Origin of the sequence: Rhodovulum bhavnagarense (genome assembly GCF_004343505.1) — a bacterium.
Lineage (GTDB): Bacteria > Pseudomonadota > Alphaproteobacteria > Rhodobacterales > Rhodobacteraceae > Rhodovulum > Rhodovulum bhavnagarense.
On sequence record NZ_SLXU01000013.1, the window covers coordinates 1 to 14,761 of the forward strand.

At 64.5% G+C, this 14,761-nt stretch carries 13 protein-coding genes; 7 read left to right on the plus strand and 6 right to left on the minus strand.

All coding sequences use genetic code 11. From position 1 onward, the window contains the following. The first annotated feature begins 308 nt into the window (after window positions 1-308). From EV663_RS11785 to EV663_RS11810, 6 genes are all read left to right on the plus strand, one after another. Complete coding sequence (locus tag EV663_RS11785) at window positions 309-521, plus strand: hypothetical protein (protein WP_132952087.1); 213 nt, start codon at window positions 309-311, stop codon at window positions 519-521. Window positions 522-631: 110 nt separating this feature from the next. Beyond that, the gene (gene dnaA / locus EV663_RS11790) at window positions 632-2,002 is read left to right on the plus strand and encodes a chromosomal replication initiator protein DnaA (protein ID WP_132952089.1); all 1,371 of its coding nucleotides are present in this window, start codon (window positions 632-634) and stop codon (window positions 2,000-2,002) included. A gap of 116 nt (window positions 2,003-2,118) precedes the next feature. Next, the gene (gene dnaN / locus EV663_RS11795) at window positions 2,119-3,237 is read left to right on the plus strand and encodes a DNA polymerase III subunit beta (protein WP_132952091.1); all 1,119 of its coding nucleotides are present in this window, start codon (window positions 2,119-2,121) and stop codon (window positions 3,235-3,237) included. Window positions 3,238-3,313: 76 nt separating this feature from the next. After that, the gene (recF, locus tag EV663_RS11800) at window positions 3,314-4,432 is read left to right on the plus strand and encodes a DNA replication/repair protein RecF (protein ID WP_132952093.1); all 1,119 of its coding nucleotides are present in this window, start codon (window positions 3,314-3,316) and stop codon (window positions 4,430-4,432) included. Between the two features lie 81 nt (window positions 4,433-4,513). Beyond that, window positions 4,514-6,931 carry a DNA topoisomerase (ATP-hydrolyzing) subunit B gene (gene gyrB / locus EV663_RS11805; RefSeq protein ID WP_132952095.1) on the plus strand — a complete coding sequence of 806 codons (2,418 nt, stop codon included), beginning with the start codon at window positions 4,514-4,516 and terminating at the stop codon, window positions 6,929-6,931. Window positions 6,932-7,039: 108 nt separating this feature from the next. Then, window positions 7,040-7,471: a CBS domain-containing protein gene (locus tag EV663_RS11810; RefSeq protein WP_165910189.1), complete on the plus strand. Its 432-nt coding sequence runs from the start codon at window positions 7,040-7,042 to the stop codon at window positions 7,469-7,471. Between the two features lie 39 nt (window positions 7,472-7,510). On the opposite strand, the gene EV663_RS11815 is transcribed toward EV663_RS11810, so the two are convergent. The 3 genes from EV663_RS11815 to EV663_RS11825 form a co-directional block, all read right to left on the minus strand. After that, window positions 7,511-10,291, minus strand: coding sequence for a PAS domain-containing protein (locus tag EV663_RS11815; protein WP_132952099.1), 2,781 nt, complete (start codon window positions 10,289-10,291; stop codon window positions 7,511-7,513). 16 nt (window positions 10,292-10,307) lie between these two features. Continuing rightward, on the minus strand, window positions 10,308-11,474 hold the full coding sequence (locus EV663_RS11820) for an FIST signal transduction protein (protein ID WP_132952101.1): 1,167 nt from the start codon (window positions 11,472-11,474) through the stop codon (window positions 10,308-10,310). A gap of 99 nt (window positions 11,475-11,573) precedes the next feature. After that, entirely contained in the window at window positions 11,574-11,987 is a 414-nt protein-coding gene (locus EV663_RS11825) for a globin domain-containing protein (protein ID WP_165910190.1), read from the minus strand. Between the two features lie 359 nt (window positions 11,988-12,346). On the opposite strand from EV663_RS11825, the gene EV663_RS11830 reads away from it, so the two are divergent. Then, window positions 12,347-12,712 carry a NifB/NifX family molybdenum-iron cluster-binding protein gene (locus EV663_RS11830; RefSeq protein WP_132952105.1) on the plus strand — a complete coding sequence of 122 codons (366 nt, stop codon included), beginning with the start codon at window positions 12,347-12,349 and terminating at the stop codon, window positions 12,710-12,712. Between the two features lie 39 nt (window positions 12,713-12,751). Here the strand turns inward: EV663_RS11830 and fmt are convergent, their stop codons facing one another. From fmt to def (EV663_RS11845), 3 genes are read right to left on the minus strand one after another with little or no spacing between them, the layout of a single operon-like run. Further along, complete coding sequence (fmt, locus tag EV663_RS11835; RefSeq protein ID WP_132952107.1) at window positions 12,752-13,651, minus strand: methionyl-tRNA formyltransferase; 900 nt, start codon at window positions 13,649-13,651, stop codon at window positions 12,752-12,754. Further along, entirely contained in the window at window positions 13,652-14,155 is a 504-nt protein-coding gene (def, locus tag EV663_RS11840; RefSeq protein ID WP_132952109.1) for a peptide deformylase, read from the minus strand. Next, window positions 14,152-14,679, minus strand: coding sequence for a peptide deformylase (gene def, locus EV663_RS11845; RefSeq protein WP_132952110.1), 528 nt, complete (start codon window positions 14,677-14,679; stop codon window positions 14,152-14,154). The genes def (EV663_RS11840) and def (EV663_RS11845) overlap by 4 nt, the downstream gene beginning before the upstream one ends. Window positions 14,680-14,761: the final 82 nt, after the last annotated feature.

A 14,761-nucleotide genomic window follows, 5' to 3' on the forward strand; every position in this document is an offset into this window, starting at 1 on the left:
GCGCATCAGCCCATGTGCCACGTTTTTTAACGGGGTCCAGCCCACCAATAAGCGATCGGCAACTGCCCTTCCGGTGCAACATAGCACAAGCTGTTGCTACCGCGCACAGGCGGGCTGCGGCCCGGAACGGTTTTTTAATACGTTTCTAACCCGCCTTTTCCTGCCTGCAACAGCCCGCCGAGATTCGATTTTGAAAAGCCTCGGTCAAGGCCGAAGTTCTGTTGCGCCACCCAAGAGCGGCGGTCTAGGTTCCTTGGGCGATTCAGTTCGACTTGGGGGGACCACGCGCCAGAAAGCACATTTCGGCCATGCTGTTGACCAGCGGCGACAAGACGCCGGTCGGCGGTTTTGGGGAAATGGCCGGTATTGCTTTCGACATGCAGGGCGGTATGCCCGGCAGGCGCCTCTTGGTCCGTGTTTCCGGTTCCGCACGCGAGTGTGGCAAAGCGAAAAACTTGCAAGCAGGGCACGCCGCTGGCGTCGCCGCTGGCGGTTGTCTCGTCTTTGATGGGCCGGTTTGACGGACCGGACGGGGCCCCGTGTCGGATCGGCGTGCGCAGGCTTAACGCGACGGCAGGTGCTGTCATGGCAGGGCTGCGTATCACACGGGATGTAACGAGAGCGGGCGGACATGACCGAAGAGACCTGGGGCCTCATTTGCGACGATCTTCGAAAAACGATCGGCCAGAATAATTTCGTGACCTGGATCGCGCCGCTCAGGTTCTCTGCGGTCAATGACGGCGTCGCTAGGTTCGATGTGCCCACCAGCTTTGTCGGCGACTGGGTGAACCGCAATTTCTCTGACAAGATTATCGACCAGATGTCGCGCAACGGCATCGAGGTCGACCGGCTGGAATTCTCGGTGGCGTCAGGCGGTTCTGCCCCGGCCGTCACTCATCGTGCCGCCGAAACTTCCACGAACGGGCCGCGCCGCGCGCCCGAGGCTGTGGCCGGCGACGATCTGCCCGGTGCCCCGCTCGACTCGCGCTTTACCTTCGACAGCTTTGTGACCGGCAAGCCCAACGAATTGGCCCATGCCGCCGCACGCCGTGTGGCAGAGGGGGGGACGGTTACTTTCAACCCGCTGTTTCTCTATGGTGGCGTAGGCCTGGGCAAGACACACCTGATGCACGCCATCGCCTGGGAATTGCGCGCGCGCGCGCCTGAAATGCGGGTCGTCTACTTGTCGGCCGAACAGTTCATGTACCGTTTCGTGCAGGCGCTGCGCGAAAGGGACATGATGGGATTCAAGGCGCTGTTCCGCTCGGTCGACGTGCTGATGGTGGACGATGTGCAGTTCATTGCCGGCAAGGACAGCACGCAAGAAGAATTCTTTCACACCTTTAACGCGCTGGTCGACCAGAACAAGCAGATCATCCTGTCTGGTGACCGTGCACCGGGCGAGATCGAGAACCTCGAAGAGCGGATCAGGAGCCGCCTGCAATGCGGGCTGATCGTCGATTTGCACCCGACCGATTACGAACTGCGCCTGGGTATCCTGCAACAGAAGGTCGAACTGTACCGCCAGCAATATCCGGGTCTCGTCCTGTCCGACGGGGTGCTGGAATTCCTTGCCCATCGCATCGTCAACAACGTCCGTGTTCTCGAGGGTGCGCTGACCCGGCTGTTCGCCTTTGCCTCGCTCGTGGGCCGCGAAATCACGCTTGAGCTGACCCAGGACTGCCTGGCGGACATCCTGCGCGCGAGTGATCGAAAGGTCACGATCGAGGTGATCCAGCGCCGTGTGAGCGAGCATTTCAACATGCGCCTGTCCGACATGATCGGCCCCAAGCGTCACCGCACGATCGCCCGGCCACGCCAGATCGCGATGTACCTGTCCAAGCAACTGACCTCGCGATCGCTGCCCGAGATCGGGCGCCATTTCGGCGGGCGTGACCACACCACGGTGATCCACGCCGTCAAGCGCATCGAGGAATTGCGTGCCGCCGATCCGCAGATCGCCGAGGATCTGGAACTGCTGCGCCGTATGCTGGAGGCCTGAGATCACCCGCTGCGGCCTTGACGCCCCTTTCAAAGTCCCGGACAGTTCAGAAAACGCTTGAGCCGGGAGGCGAAGCCGCTACGGTTCGCCTCCCGTTTGCCATGAGGAGCGAGGGCATGAAGATCAGCATCGAACGCGGCACCCTCTTGCGGGCTGTCGGTCAGGCGCAATCCGTGGTGGAACGACGCAACACCATACCGATCCTTGCCAATGTCCTGATCGAGGCCGAGGGCGATTGTGTCAGTTTCCGCGCGACAGACCTGGATATCGAGGTGGTCGACAAGGTGCCCGCGCAGGTCGAGAGGGCCGGCGCGACCACGGTGCCCGCGGTCACCCTGCATGAAATCGTGCGAAAACTGCCGGACGGGGCACTGGTGCAACTGACCGATGACAGCGCGTCCGGGCGGTTGACGGTGCAGGCCGGGCGGTCGCATTTCACGCTGGCCACCCTGCCCAGGGAGGATTTCCCGGTGATGGCCTCGTCGGAATATTCCTCGAATTTCTCTGCCCCAGCGCCTGTTTTGCGCCGCCTGTTCGACAAGTCTAAATTCGCGATCTCGACCGAGGAGACACGGTATTACCTGAATGGCGTCTACATGCACGTCGCGCAGGGCGAGAATGGCCAGGCTCTGCGCTGTGTGGCGACCGACGGTCACCGGCTGGCCCGGATCGATGCAGCCCTGCCGGAAGGCGCCGAAACCATGCCCGGCGTGATCGTGCCGCGCAAGACCGTGGGCGAGCTGCGCAAGCTGCTGGATGATGACGAGGCGCAGATCGCGGTATCGGTGTCGGAAACCAAGGTGCGCTTTGCCACGCCGGAAATCACCCTGACCTCCAAGGTGATCGACGGCACCTTCCCGGACTATACGCGGGTGATCCCGATGGGAAATACCCGGCGCCTGGAAGTGGACGCCGCAGAATTTGCCCGCGCCGTCGACCGTGTGGCAACCGTCAGTTCCGAACGTTCGCGCGCGGTCAAGCTGGCGCTGGACGAGGACCGGCTGACGCTGTCGGTCAATTCCCCCGATAGCGGGGCGGCCGAGGAAGAGCTGGCCGTGGCCTATGGTGACGATCGGCTGGAAATTGGGTTCAACGCGAAATACCTGCTGGAAATCGCAGGACAGGTGGACCGCGAGAACGCGGTGTTCCTGTTCAACTCGGCCGGCGACCCGACCCTGATGCGCGAGGGCGATGACAGTTCGGCGGTCTATGTCGTGATGCCGATGCGCGTGTGATCCGGGCATCGGCCAGGAACCCGGCTGTGCCGGGTGCCTCCGGCGGGGGTATTTTCACCAAGAAGAAGGGCAGGGCGTGGCAGAACTGGCCCTGACAGAGCTGTCTTTGTCGCAATTCCGGTCGCACCCGCGGACGAAGCTGGTGCTGGATGGTCGACCGGTGGCGATTTTCGGTCCGAACGGGGCGGGCAAGACCAACCTGTTGGAGGCGGTGTCGCTGTTTTCGCCGGGCCGCGGGTTGCGCCGGGCCGCAGCCGAGGAGATGGCGCGCGCCCCCGGCGGGCTGGGCTGGAAGGTGGCGGGTGTGCTGCGCTCGCTCCACCAGGTGCACGAGGTTGAGACCTGGGCTGAGCCGGGCGGCACGCGGCAGGTGCGCATCGACGGCAAGACCGCGGCGCAGGTAGCGCTGGGCCGGATTGCGCGAGTGCTGTGGCTGGTGCCCGCGATGGACCGGCTGTGGATCGAGGGGGCCGAGGGGCGACGGCGTTTCCTGGACCGGGTGACGCTGAGTTTCGAGCCGGGCCATGCCGAGGTGGTTCTGGCCTATGAAAAAGCCATGCGCGAGCGCAACCGCCTGTTGAAGGACGCGGTGCGCGATGCCCGTTGGTACGATGCGCTGGAATGGCGAATGGCCGCGGCGGGCGCGGTAATCGGGGAGAACCGGCGCGCGGCCCTGGCCCGTCTTGCCGCGGCGCAGGTGGGGGCCGAGACGGCCTTTCCACGCGCGAACCTGAGCCTGACTGGGCCCGACGGGAGCGATCCGGGGGAGCAGGAGGACCTGGTCGGGATTCTGGCGGCGGGCCGCGCGCGCGACATGGCTGCGGGCAGGACGCTGGCCGGGCCGCACCGGGTGGATCTGGACGCGGTCTTTGCGGCCAAGGGGGTGCCCGCGCGCCTGTGTTCGACTGGCGAGCAAAAGGCGCTGTTGATCGCGTTGATCCTGGCAAACGCCCGTGCCTTGGCACAGGATTTCGGGGCGCCGCCGCTGTTGTTGTTGGACGAGGTCGCGGCGCATCTGGATGCAGGCCGACGCGCCGCGCTTTATGACGAGATCTGTGCATTGGGGGCGCAGGCCTGGATGACCGGCACCGGGCGGGATCTGTTTTCGGGCCTTGGCGAGCGGGTGCAGCATGTCGAGGTCGTCGAGGAGGCGGGTGGATCGGTCTTGCGGCCGCTGGGGGCGTTTTCCGGTTGAGCCCACCAAATCTTGTGGTCCGGGCGTGACAACCCCCCCATGAAATCGTATAAAATCACAAAAATACGAAGGATCCCTCGCATGGCGGAAAACCCGCGGCAGCCCGAAGAATATGGTGCCGATTCCATCAAGGTTCTCAAGGGCCTGGAAGCGGTGCGCAAGCGTCCGGGCATGTATATCGGTGATACCGATGACGGCTCTGGCCTGCATCACATGGTCTACGAGGTCGTGGATAACGGTATCGACGAGGCATTGGCAGGTCATGCCGATGCGGTCAGCGTGACGATCCATGCCGATTCAAGCGTCTCTGTGAGTGACAACGGGCGCGGTATCCCGGTGGGCATTCACGAGGGCGAAGGCGTTTCCGCGGCCGAGGTCATCATGACTCAGCTGCATGCGGGCGGCAAGTTCGACCAGAATTCCTACAAGGTGTCGGGGGGCCTGCACGGGGTGGGCGTCAGCGTTGTCAACGCGTTGTCCGACTGGCTGGAACTGCGCATCTGGCGTGACGGCAAGGAGCATTACGCGCGTTTTGAGCGTGGCGACACGGTCGAGCATCTGCGGGTCGTGGGCGAGGCGGGCACCCGGACCGGGACCGAGGTGCGGTTCCTGGCCTCGCTGGAGACGTTTTCGAACCTCGATTACAGTTTCAAGACCCTCGAAAACCGGCTGCGCGAATTGGCCTTCCTGAATTCCGGCGTGCGGATCAGGCTGCGCGACGAACGCCCCGCTGAGCCGCTGGAGGCCGACATGGCCTACGAGGGCGGCGTGCGCGAATTCGTACGCTATCTCGACCGGCACAAGGCCTCGGTGATGGACGAACCGATCTTCATGACCGGCGAGCGGGACGGCATCGGTGTCGAGGTCGCGATGTGGTGGAACGACAGCTATCACGAAACGGTGCTGCCCTTTACCAACAACATCCCCCAGCGCGACGGCGGCACCCATATGGCGGGCTTTCGCGGGGCGCTGACACGCACGATCAACGGCTATGCCCAGTCCAGTGGCATCGCCAAGCGGGAGAAGGTGAACTTCACCGGTGACGACGCGCGCGAGGGACTGACCTGTGTGTTGTCGGTCAAGGTGCCGGACCCGAAATTTTCCAGCCAGACCAAGGACAAGCTGGTGTCGTCAGAGGTGCGCCCGGCGGTTGAAAGCTTGGTGAACGAGAAACTGGCCGAGTGGTTCGAGGAACATCCGCAAGAGGCCCGGCAGATCGTCGGCAAGATCATCGAGGCGGCGCTGGCGCGCGAGGCGGCGCGCAAGGCGCGCGAATTGACCCGGCGCAAGACCGCGATGGATGTCGCCAGCCTGCCCGGCAAGCTGGCCGATTGTCAGCAGAAAGACCCGGCGCTGTCGGAAATTTTCCTGGTCGAGGGCGACAGCGCGGGTGGCTCGGCCAAGCAGGGGCGCGAGCGGGCGAACCAGGCGGTTTTGCCGCTGCGTGGCAAGATCCTGAACGTGGAAAGGGCGCGGTTCGACCGGATGCTGTCCAGCCAGGAAATTGGCACGCTGATCACGGCACTCGGCACCGGCATCGGGCGCGACGAGTTCGACATCAAGAAGCTGCGCTATCACAAGATTGTCATCATGACGGATGCGGATGTCGATGGCGCGCATATCCGCACGCTTTTGTTGACGTTCTTTTTCCGGCAGATGCCAGAGATCATCGAGGGGGGGTATCTCTATATCGCGCAGCCGCCACTCTACAAGGTCAGCCGGGGCAAGTCCGAGGTCTATCTCAAGGACCAGGCCGCGCTGGAGGATTACCTGATCCAGATGGGGATAGAGGGCGCGGTCTTGCGGTTGGGCTCGGGCGAGGAAATCATCGGACAGGATCTGGCCCGCGTGGTCGATGAGGCCCGGCAGGTGCGGCGTATCCTGGGCGCGTTCCCGACCCACCACCCGGCCCATATCCTTGAACAGGCTGCGATTGCCGGCGCGTTCCGCGAGGGGAAGGTGGATGCCGACCTTCAGGGCACGGCCGATGCCGTGGCGACGCGGCTGGACCTCGTTTCGCTGGAATACGAACGCGGTTGGCAGGGGCGCCCGACGCAGGATCGTGGATTGAGGTTTTCCCGGATGGTGCGGGGCGTCGAAGAGGTGCGCACGCTGGATGGCCCCGTTTTACGCTCTGCCGAGGCGCGGCGCCTGGGGGGCATGAGCGGCCCGTTACAGGAAATCTATGGCAAACCTGCCGCGTTGGTCCGCAAGGATCGTGAACAGCCGATCTATTCGCCCTCTGACCTTCTGGGGGCGATCTTGGCCGAGGGCGAAAAGGGCCTCAGCCTGCAACGGTACAAGGGTCTAGGCGAGATGAACCCGAGCCAGTTGTGGGAAACCACGCTGGACCCGGCGGCGCGGACGCTTTTGCAGGTGCGCATCGAGGATCTGGCCGAGGCCGACGACATCTTTACAAAGTTGATGGGCGACGTCGTGGAACCCCGGCGCGAATTTATCCAGCAGAATGCGCTGAGCGTGGAGAACCTCGACTTTTAAGGAGGGAGCGTATCGCATCGGTGGCGGTGAAGCGCGGGCCTCGCGTTGTTGCGGGTCGCATGCGGGGCCACTATCCTTGCGAGCGTTTTGTCAGGCAAAGGCAGGATGATGAGTATCAAGACCATCGGCGCGATCTTGGCCGGGCGGCCGCTGAACCAAGTCGGCCCAGGGGCCTCTTTGCAAGAGGCCGCGACCATCATGGCCGGGCAGGGTGTCGGCGCGCTTGCCGTGCTTGACGGTGACCGCCTGGTTGGCATCGTGTCAGAGCGCGATATCGTATTTCGCGCCGTCGCGCGTGGCCTACCGATGGATGGCACGACGGTGGCACAGGTCATGACGTGCGATCCTGTCACGGTCGAGATCGACCATCCGATTTCCGACGCGCTTGCCGTCCGGCTTGGCGATGCATTCCGGCATCTTCCGGTCACCGATAACGGGCGCGTGGTGGGCCTTTTGTCCTACCGCGATATCCCGGCCGAATACCTGATGCTTTTCGAACGCTTCCGCGAAATGTCGACGGCGCGTGCGGACGAGGCCTGATTTATCGCCGGAACGCAGCAATCACCGGGACCAGCGCGCTCAGCGCTCCGTCTCGCAAGTCTCGGGGCAGGCGCGCAGCGCCGCCAGCGCGCCGGCCAGCGCACCCAGGTTGATGGGTTTCGCAAACAGCCCGCGCACACGGTCGCCCTCTATGCGCGGATCGGTCAGGCGCCGGGCCAATGCCGTCATCACGAAAACCGGGATATCGGGCGTATCACGGCCAAGCGCCTCTACCAGGTCACCGCCATTCATGCCCGGCATATCGTAATCGGTGATGATGGCAGTCCAGGCGCGCGGTTCTTGCAGGGCGATCTCGCAGGCGATGTCGGGCATGTCGCAAAACGCGACCTCTGCGCCTTGTCGTTCGAGAAAGGCCTGCAAAACCTCGCCGACATGGTGATCGTCGTCGACGATAAGGAATGTCATTCCGGAAAGGTCCCATTCGACCTGTTGCCCCTCGTCCTGCGGGCTGGGGCCGGTGGCGGTCTGAACCGGCCAGTAAACCGAAAAGACCGACCCCCGCCCCGGTGCAGAGGAGACGTCGACCGCACCGCCGGCCCCGCGGACCAGCAGCGCGACCATGGTCAGGCCCAATCCGGTGCCACGCGCACCCTTGGTCGAGAAATGCGGATCGAAGATGCGCGCGCAGGTTTCTTCGTCCATGCCGGAGCCGGTGTCGCGGACCGAGATGCAGGCATAGCGAATGCCCGCCGACAGGGTGCCGACCCGCAATGCGCGTGCGCGGGTGGGATCGATCGTGCTGACGGTCAGGGCAATGCGTCCTCCCCCTTTGGGCATCGCGTCGCGCGCATTCAGGATGAGGTTCACACAGATCTGGTTCAGCGTGCCGGCATCGCCGCGCAGCAACATCATCTCGTCGCCGATATCGACATCCAGCCCGACCGCGGGGGGCAGGCTGGACTGTGTCATCGCCGCGACATCGCCCAAGGCCATGCGCAACTCGAAAACGCCGCCCTCGCGTGGTTCGGCGCCGAGGTCCAGCAGGCGATTGACCAGCCGACCGGCCCGCTGTCCGGCCCGGATGATCCGCTCTGCATGGTCGCGGGCGTCCTGCCCGGCGTGGTTATCGCCGGTAATCAGCGTGGCCGAGCCCTGGATCGCCGATAGCAGGTTGTTGAAGTCATGCGCCACCCCCGCCGCGAGCTGTGTCAGCGCCTCTTGGCGCTGCGCGCGTAACAGCGCGCGCTGCAACTCTTCCTGGCGGCGCTCTTCGGCGAGGCGTTCGGTGATGTCGCGGATGATCAGAACCGCGCCCTCGTCCTCGCGCGGGGAATAGGTGATCTCGTGGGTCTGTGCGGCGGTGTCGGGCCCCAGCCGTTCCAGCCGGTAGGCGCCGGCAAAGCTCTCGTCGCGGATGCCATAGCTTTTGCGCCAGTCGCGCCCAAGGGCCATGTCGGGATGATCAAAGCCCAAAAGCCGCGCCGCGGCCTGGTTCAGGTAGAGGATGCGGTGAACATCATTGAGGATCACGATGCCGTCAAAGGCCGCGTCGACGGCGGCGGCGCGCTGGCGCAACAGCGCCTCGATGGTCTTGAGCCGCGAAATGTTGGTCGCCGTGACCACCAGCGCGCCGTCGGCGTCGAGCCGCGCGCGCAACAGATAGCTCTTGCCATTGGAAAGCGTGATTTCCTGGCCATGGTTGGCAACGGCAAGCGCGCCCAGTTCGGCGCAGTCTGGCAAGCTGTCAAAGCCGGGTCGCGGCGGCGTCTGAACAAGGTGACTGTCGCGGTTTTCGCCAAAGCTGGTGCCTACCGCCCAGTTCGGCCCCGGCGCCGGGAAAGCCTGTTGCAGGGCCTCGTTGGACAGCACCACCACCCCGTCGCGGTCAAGCATCAGGAACCCGCCCTGGGTCACTGCCAGCGCCTGCGTCATACGCTGGCGGATGCGGTCGCGCTCGATCTCGGCGGTGATGCGCCGGGTCACGTCATTCTGCGTTGCGACCAGGTGCCGGACTTGGCCATCGGGGCCATGCACCGGGTATAGCGTCAACTCGTTCCAGAACAATTCGCCGGACTTGCGAGCGTTATGCAGCAGGAATTTTCCTTCCTTGCGCTGCTCGACCGCCTCACGCAGCCGCTGCCGCTCGGTGGTGCCGGGCGGCTCTGCCGACAGGAAATTGCAGTTCCTGCCGACCAGTTCTTCGGCGTCATAGCCCGTGATCCGTTCGAAACCGGGATTGACGTAGATCAGCGGGGCATCCTCTTTCGTGGTGTCGGCAATGGCAAAACCAGCGGGCGACCCCTCGATCACCGCGGCCAGCAGGGCGTTTTCCTCGGCCAGGCGTTCGGTCGCCAACGCCCGGGCGAACAGGCCGGAATGGCGCTCGACCATGCGCACATGCTGGCGCGAAAACGCGCAGGCCGCCGGATGAAGGCAGATCACCGCCCGTTTCGGCCCTGTTTCCAGATCGGGCAGCGGCACCGACAGCACGCTGAGGTGATCGCGGCAGAACACCCTGTGGCCCGGCGCGTCAAGCGCGCGCATGTCTGCGATGTTGCGCGGGCGCGAGAACGGGTCAAAGGGCGGCTGCCATTCCAGCCCGTGTCGCGCGGGGTCAGTGCCGCGAATGATCCGGGCGGTCCCGGCCCCGCAATCCTCGACCAGCACCGCCCTTTCCGCACCGGTCGCGCGGGCCAGCGCCTCGAACAGGGCCGCGATCGACAGGCCGGGCGTTGGCGCGCTGGCATAGGCCTCGACCGCGGCCAGCAGGCCGACCGTTTCCTCATGTGCACGCCGTTCCCGATCCCGTAGGATCTGGAGTTCCAGAAGTGCTTCGCGAAGGCGTTCGTTTTCCAGCATGCGGGTGATCCCGCCCTTACTTTGTAAACAGGATACAGGATACCATCAGGTTACCGTGACGATTTCCGGTGTTCAGGATCGGGCCTTGTTCCCCGAATGTGAAGACCACGGAAAAGGCCACGCCCGGCAGGGCCTCGCGAACACCGGCGACGAGGTCATCGAGCCGGTCGCGCACGCCCAGCATGCAGCCACCGCAAAACACGATCATCGCCCCGGCGATGTCATCGGGCATCAGCCTGCCGGTTTCCAGCGCCAACCGCGCAACCCGGCCCGCGCGTTCGGTCAGGGCGCTGGCCGATCCGGTCATCAGCGTCAGGCGTTCGCCCTCTTCGATCCCGGCGAAAAGATGCAGCCCGCCCGCATCGTCGGCGGCGCTGGGATGGGCCAGCAGGAAATAGGGCACATCGGCAATCCGGTGGGTTTCGCGCCCCAGTGGCCAAAAGGTGGCCTCTGACAGGATCGAACAGGTCTGCCCCGGCGCGGCCTCGGTCAAAACCGCGCCGCCGGTCCATTCGGCATAGACCTCGGCGGCGGGGCGGCCGTCGATCTCGGCGATGCGGCGGCCGGTGACGCGGGTGACCACGCCGCTGTGTTCGGTCGGGGCATAGCCGTTCTGGTAGGCAAGCGAAATCTCGCCGGACGGGTAGAGAACCCCGATCGCCACGGCGCGGACCGAGGTCACACGATCCGCAAAGACCGACCATGCGCCGGCCACGCTGTTATCGGCGGCGCTGCCTCCGACGATGGGCGTGTCGGTGCCCACCACGTTTTCGATACCCTTCAGGATGCTTTCTTCCTGGCCGGGGGTGCCGTAGACCCAGACCATGTGCGGCCTCTCCCCGACGCGGTCGGCATTCGCGATGGCGGCCAATGTCGCGGCCTGTGCGGCGGCGGCCGGGTCGTCGCCAAGCTCGACGATGGCCGTTCCATAGGCGCCCTCGGCATCGGCGATTCCGAACAGAAATCCGGCCGCCGCACCGTTATGCGTCATCGTGCCGCAACACGAGGTTCCACCCATGACCCTGGTTCCGCGGTCGCAGGCCGCGTCCAGCAGGGGGGCGGGGTCCAGTCCTTCGTCCAGGTGGATGGTACAGAATTGCAGCGCGGTTGCCAGCGCGCGCAGATCCATTGCGATTTCCGAAATCTGATCTTGTGTATCGAATTCGCGAACGATGATTTTCATTTGTTCCCTTGCCGCCCAAATGCGGCTTCGCTCTGCCAAATGGCACTAAGGTCACCCATCATGCAAAGCCCATGCCGTTGTCGTGCGGCTGATACCTGGTCAGTCCTCATGGGCGGCGGCAATCATTTGTCTGGACAGCTCGCCGAAAATTCGTTGCCAGGCGGCGCGGTCCTGTGCGGAAAAATCACGGCCTAGCAAGTCGTCAAGCGCACAAACAAGTGCCTCGCCGACATGGCCATACTGATCGGGTGTCACGCCATAGCCCTTGTGACGCAGGGCCAGTTCGGACACCGCATCGGCAAGCCCCGCCGTGTTGTCGTGGCTATCGATGATGTAATCGAGGGTTTCCACCAGTTTATTGCCTTGTAGGCCCATGTCGGTGCTGAAAAGCGTTCGCGCCGAGGGGTCGAGTCTGAACAGGTGATCGTAAAAGGCCGCGGCGATGTTGCCGGGGATCGTTGCGGCGATTGCCCAGGTGCGGCGAACCCTGTTGATGTCGGATACCGATGTCACCGGCGTTTCTCCCGTGTCGCCATGGCCCCGAGTGCAATGGCGGCGATTGGCGCGCGGCCGTTCGCCTGGCGGATCGCCGACCACTGCGGCGCGCTATCGTTGTCCTTCATTTGCTGGGCGCGCGCAACATGTGATGATCGCATCCGCCGATCGGCGTGATCTCGTGACCCGGTCGTGGCAAGGGCGATATCGGCCGGGACAACCCCGATGAAAATGATCGGAAATAGTGACCAAGTCACAGACCGGCGCTCCGGTTTCATGTTCACCATACCGCAATCGGCCGCGCTTGCTGCGGCTTGCGATGGCGACCGGGCCGGTCCCACATGCCGCCGCAACAGGTCCAACCATCGGGAGCCCCCATGCGTATTGCCGTTGCCAGTCAGAATTTCCGCACCGTGACGTCCCATGTCGGCCGCACGCGCCGTTTTTTTGTTTTCGAGGCGGTTGCAGGACAGCCCGCGACCGAGATCGAACGGATCGACCTTCCCAAGGGTATGGCCTTGCATGATTTTTCGGGCACGGGGCACCATCCTCTTTACGATGTCGAGGCGATCATCGCCGGCAGCGTCGGGCGCGGTTTCGTCCAGCGCATGGGGGCGATGGGCATACGCGCAGTGGCCACGGCCGAGACCGACCCGGCAGAGGCCGCCCGCGCCCTTGTCGAAGACCGCCTTGCCCCGCCCGCGCCACACGATCACGACGATGCGGGGTGCTCGCACGATTGATCCCGGCGCCCGGCAATTGCCTTGCCTGCACCGCGCGCCCTATGTCACGCGCGCGGGCAACGTCAGGCCGCGCAGCAATTCGTCGGTTTCCATTGCGCGTTTGCCTTCGCGCTGGGCCTGCACGATCTCGACCGCGCCAGTTTCGCAGGCAATCACCAGCCCGCCCAGCACCTGCCCCGACGGGCCGTTTCCTTCGGTTACGCGGGCACGCAGCAGTTTCAGACGTTCGTCTCCTGCCACGCACCATGCGCCGGGAAAGGGCGAAAGGCCGTTGATGTGGTGTGCCACCTGATCGGCGGGGCGGTTCCAGTCGACCCGTGCCTCGGCCTTGTCGATCTTGGCGGCGTAGGTCACGCCGGCCTCGGGTTGCGGCTGCGGCGTCAGGTCGGGCAGGTGGGCCAGCGCCTGCACGATCAGCCGCGCGCCCATGGCCGACAGCCGGTCATGCAAGTCGCCCGTGGTTTCCTCGGCCCCGATCGGGGTGGCCTCGCGCATTAGCACGGGCCCGGTATCAAGCCCTGCCTCCATCCGCATGATGCAGATGCCGGTTTCCGCGTCGCCCGCCATGATCGCCCGGTGGATCGGCGCCGCCCCGCGCCAGCGCGGCAACAACGAGGCATGGATGTTCAGGCAGCCATGGCGCGGCGCGTCCAGCACCGGCCGCGGCAGGATCAGGCCATAGGCGACTACAACGGCGACATCCGCCTGTAGCGCGGCAAAGTCTGCCTGCGCCTCGGCCCCTTTCAGCGAAACGGGGTGGCGAATGGGCAGGCCCAGAACCTCTGCCCGCGCATGGACGGGGCTCGGGCGATCCTTCTTGCCGCGCCCGGCAGGGCGGGGGGGCTGGCAATAGACGCAGGCGATGTCGTGACCCGCATCCACCAGCGCATCCAGAACCGGCACGGAGAACTCGGGCGTGCCCATGAAGACGATGCGCATTCAGCGCCTCCGCTTTTCGTATTTCCTAAGCAGGCGGTCCCGTTTCAGCCGCGACAGGTTGTCGAAATACATCCGCCCGTTCAGATGGTCGACCTGGTGCTGCACCGAGGTCGCCCAAAGCAGGACGAAATCCTTCTCCTCTACCTCGCCACCCTCGTTCAGGAACCGCACCGTCACCGCGCGGGGGCGTTTCACGCTGGCCCAGACGCCGGGCAGGCAAGGGCTGGCCTCGTCATGCGTGCGCAGTTTTTCCGAGTAAGCGACGATTTCGGGGTTCGCCATGCGGATCGCCTGACCGCGTTCCTCGGAACAATCCACCACCGCCAGACGTTGCAGCACGCCGATCTGGTTGGCCGCCAGCCCAACGCCTTGGCCCGGCATGGCCTCCATCGTGTCGATCATGTCGTCCCAGATTGCGCGGATCTCGTCGGTGATAGTCTCGACCGGTGCGACCGCGGTGGCCAGCCGAGGGTCGGGCCATTGCAGAATGGGCCGGACACTCATGCCGTGTCCCGAGACCGCTCGCGCTTGAGTTTCTTCATCCGACGGGTGATGAGCTGTCGCTTGAGCGGCTTGAGATAGTCGATGAACAACGTACCGTTGAGATGGTCGATCTCGTGCTGCACGCAGGTCGCCCATAGACCCGACAGTCGGTCCTCGTGCGGATCGCCCGCGGGGTCGGTCCATTGCACGACAACCTCGGCGGGGCGGGTGACCTCGGCCCAGGTTTCGGGGATCGAAAGGCATCCCTCTTCGTGAATGTTGCGATCGTCCGATTCCCATACGATCTGCGGGTTGAACATGGCAAGCGGGCGGGGCGGGGCGCCCTCGTCCTTGGCGCAGTCCATGACGATCAGGCGATGCAGGATACCGATTTGTGGCGCGGCCAGCCCGATGCCCGGCGCGTCATACATGGTTTCCAGCATGTCCTCGGCGAGTTTCTGCATCGCCTCGTCGATATCAGAAACGGGGTCGGCCACAGTTTTCAGGCGCGGATCTGGATGGATCAGGATCGGTCTAATGCTCATGATCATGTGATTTAGGGGATGTGCGGGCCTTGCGCAATGCGGCGAAGTCTTGCGTCCGTGTTTCCAGCCGCTAGCTTGGCAG